The organism is Streptomyces ipomoeae 91-03 (assembly GCF_000317595.1).
Lineage (GTDB): Bacteria > Actinomycetota > Actinomycetes > Streptomycetales > Streptomycetaceae > Streptomyces > Streptomyces ipomoeae.
In genome coordinates this window covers 1-3,520 of sequence record NZ_AEJC01000041.1, presented here as the reverse complement: position 1 = coordinate 3,520, position 3,520 = coordinate 1, and the positions used below count along the sequence as shown (strand labels likewise).

Annotated in this window: 2 protein-coding genes and 1 pseudogene; 2 read left to right on the top strand and 1 reads right to left on the bottom strand. The window is 69.1% G+C overall.

Features of this window, described 5'->3' with window-relative positions:
- Window positions 1–443: pseudogene (locus STRIP9103_RS02230) on the bottom strand (PucR family transcriptional regulator); the annotation flags it as partial.
- A 330-nt stretch (window positions 444–773) separates the two neighbouring features.
- Between STRIP9103_RS02230 and STRIP9103_RS02225 the strand changes: the two are divergent.
- Window positions 774–1,754 (top strand): proline dehydrogenase family protein, encoded by a 981-nt coding sequence (locus tag STRIP9103_RS02225; RefSeq protein ID WP_009296127.1) that lies wholly within the window; start codon window positions 774–776, stop codon window positions 1,752–1,754.
- An 89-nt stretch (window positions 1,755–1,843) separates the two neighbouring features.
- The gene (gene pruA, locus STRIP9103_RS02220) at window positions 1,844–3,475 is read left to right on the top strand and encodes an L-glutamate gamma-semialdehyde dehydrogenase (RefSeq protein ID WP_009296124.1); all 1,632 of its coding nucleotides are present in this window, start codon (window positions 1,844–1,846) and stop codon (window positions 3,473–3,475) included.
- The last annotated feature ends 45 nt before the right edge of the window (window positions 3,476–3,520 follow it).

Below are 3,520 nucleotides of genomic sequence, written 5' to 3'. Positions count from 1 at the left end.
AGGGCGCCGATACGGGAGGCGACCGCCATGGCGGCGGACAACTGCGCGTCCGTGGGGCCCGGGTCGCCGTCCAGCAGCCAGACGTAGCCGAGGACGACACCCCGATGCCGTACCGGGAGACAGATACGGCCCCGCAGGACCCCCGCCTCCGGGGTCGGCGGGATACGGACCGGGGCGGTCGCCCGGGTGATGCCGAAGCCCTCGAACCACTCCCGCACCGCCGGGGTGGAGCGCCGGGTGAGGATCGAGCGGGTGCGCACCGGGTCCAGGGCCGATGGATCGAGGTCGCCCTCACTGTCGTACGCGCCGAAGGCGATCAGCTCGAAGTCACGGTTCTCCAGCGTCGCCGGGGCACCGAGCAGCCCCGAGATCTCGTCGACGAGCTCCTGGTACTCCCCGCGCCCGCCGCCACCGTTACCGCTCGCGCCGGTCACCGTCACCACCGCTACCGACTGTGTCCGCCACCGTCATCGCCGCCGCCGCCGCCACCGCCACCGCCATCACCGTCGCCGCCTGCGCCCGCTGTCGCCGCCACCGCCACCGCCGTCGCGATGGCCCGCGCCCGCCTGGAAAACCACCGCCACGCAGGCATTCTCCCGCAATTTCGCATGCGCTTCATACAGATGTCTGAGATCCAGGGCACGGATGCGTGACAGCTGTCGATGGCCGACGATCGGAGGGATCCTTAGGTTTCACGGTGGTTCTCCGTGCCGTACCCGAAGGGTTGAGAAAGATCGGGTACGGCCCCCTTGGTCCTGCTCTGGAGGTGCCCCGTGCTGGGTCCCGTGATTCTCGCCGCGTCGCGCAGCGACCGGATGCGACGCCTGATCTCGGCGGCGCCCGTGACCAAGCAGGTCGTCGACCGTTTCATCCCCGGCGAGACCGTCGACGACATCGTCCCCGTCATCCAGGACCTCACCGGCAAGGGCCTGGAGGTGACCATGGACGTCGTCGGCGAGGACATCACCCGCCCCGAGCAGGCCACCGCCGCCCGCGACGCCTACCTCGCCCTGATCGACCGGCTGGCGGGGCTCGAACTCGGCGAGCGCGCCGAGATGTCGGTCAAGCTGTCCCTCTTCGGGCAGGCCCTCCCGTCGCCCACCACCACCCTGTTCGAAGGGCCCTCCGGGCCCACCCCCGCGTTCAAGGGCGGCCACGACCTGGCCCTCGCCAACGTGCGGCCGGTCGTCGAGGCCGCCGCCGCGATCGGTACGACGGTCACGCTCGACGCGGAGGACCACACCACCCTCGACTCGATGTTCGCCATCCACGACGAACTGCGCCGCGACTTCCCGCAGACCGGCTGTGTCATCCAGGCCTATCTCTTCCGCACCGAGGACGACGCCCGCCGGCTCGCCGCGAACGGCAGTCGCGTACGGCTGGTGAAGGGCGCGTACAAGGAGCCCGCCTCCGTCGCCTTCCAGCAGAAGGCCGAGATCGACAAGGCGTACGTACGGATCCTGCGCATCCTCATGGAGGGAGACGGGTATCCGATGATCGGGTCCCACGACCCCCGCCTCATCTCCATCGCCCAGGAACTCGCCCACCGCGCCGGGCGCAAGCTCGACGAGTACGAGTTCCAGATGCTGTACGGGATCAGGACCGAGGAACATCTCCGACTCGCCGCCGAGGGCCACCGGATGCGCGTCTACACCGCGTACGGCACCGACTGGTACGGCTACTTCATGCGGAGGCTGGCCGAGAAGCCGGCGAACCTGCGCTTCTTCGTCCGCTCGATGGTCGGCAAGGGATGACCCCACAGACACAGGGCCACCTGGGGCCACCCCCTACGGCCGCACACAACGGCTCACGACACCGCTCACGTCAAGGAGTTACGGAAACCATGGACGCTGTGACCCAGGTCCCCACCCCCGCCAACGAGCCGGTGCACGGCTACGCCCCCGGTTCGCCCGAGCGGGCGCGGCTGGAGGCCAAGCTGAAGGAGCTGGCCGAGAACCCGATCGACCTGCCCTGCACCATCGGCGGTGAGAAGAGGATGGGCGGCGGCGAGCGCTTCGACGTCGTGCAGCCGCACAACCACAAGGCCCGCCTCGGCACCTACGCCAACGCCACCCGGCAGGACGCCCAGGACGCCATCGACGCGGCCCTCGCCGCCGCGCCCGCCTGGCGCGCGATGTCCTTCGACGACCGCGCCGCGATCATCCTGCGCGCCGCCGAACTGCTCGCCGGTCCCTGGCGCGAGACGCTGGCCGCCTCCACCATGCTCGGTCAGTCCAAGACCGCCCAGCAGGCCGAGATCGACTGCCCCTGCGAACTGGTCGACTTCTGGCGCTTCAACGTCGCCTACGCCCGCCAGATCCTCGCCGAGCAGCCCCCGGCCAACTCCCCGGGCGTCTGGAACCGCCTCGACCACCGCCCGCTGGAAGGCTTCGTCTACGCGATCACACCCTTCAACTTCAGCGCGATCGCCGGCAACCTGCCGACGGCACCGGCCCTGATGGGCAACGTGGTGGTGTGGAAGCCGTCGCCGACCCAGACCCATGCCGCCGTGCTGCTCATGCGGTTGCTGGAGGAGGCCGGTCTGCCCAAGGGCGTCATCAACCTCGTCACCGGGGACGGCATCGAGGTGTCCGAGGTCGCCCTGGAGCACCGCGATCTCGCCGGCATCCACTTCACGGGCTCGACCAAGACGTTCCAGTACCTGTGGAAGACGGTCGGTGCCAACATCGAGAAGTACCGGTCCTACCCGCGGCTGGTCGGCGAGACCGGCGGCAAGGACTTCGTCGTCGCCCACCCGAGCGCCGATCGTGCCGTGCTGAAGACCGCCCTGACCCGTGGTGCCTTCGAGTACCAGGGCCAGAAGTGCAGCGCGACATCGCGGGCGTACATCCCGGCGTCGATCTGGAACTCCGGTTTCAAGGAGGAGTTCGCGGCCGAGGTCGACGGTCTCACCATGGGTGATGTCACCGATCTGGCCAACTTCATCGGTGCCGTCATCGACGAGCGTGCCTTCGCCAAGAACAAGGCCGCGATCGACCGTGCGAAGTCCGACCCGGCCTGCACGGTCGTCGCGGGCGGGTCGTACGACGACTCCGTGGGCTATTTCGTCCGGCCGACCGTCGTGGAGTGCACCGACCCGGCGAACGAGGTCTTCACCACGGAGTACTTCGGGCCGTTCCTCGCCGTGTACGTCTATGAGGACGACCGGTACGAGGAGATGCTGACGCAGATGGAGTCCGTGTCCGACTACGCCCTGACCGGGTCCGTCATCGCCGGCGACCGGGCGGCTGCCGCGTACACGATGGAGAAGCTTCGCTATGCGGCGGGGAACTTCTACATCAACGACAAGTCGACGGGGGCCGTTGTGGGGCAGCAGCCGTTCGGGGGCGGGCGGGCGTCGGGGACGAACGACAAGGCCGGGGCGCCGCAGAATCTGATGCGGTGGACGCTGACTCGGGCGATCAAGGAGACGTTGGTGCCGCCGACGGATTACACGTACCCGCACATGGGGTGAGCAGCCGGCGCTTCTCTCTCCCCCTCGCGGGGTTGCTCGCGCAGT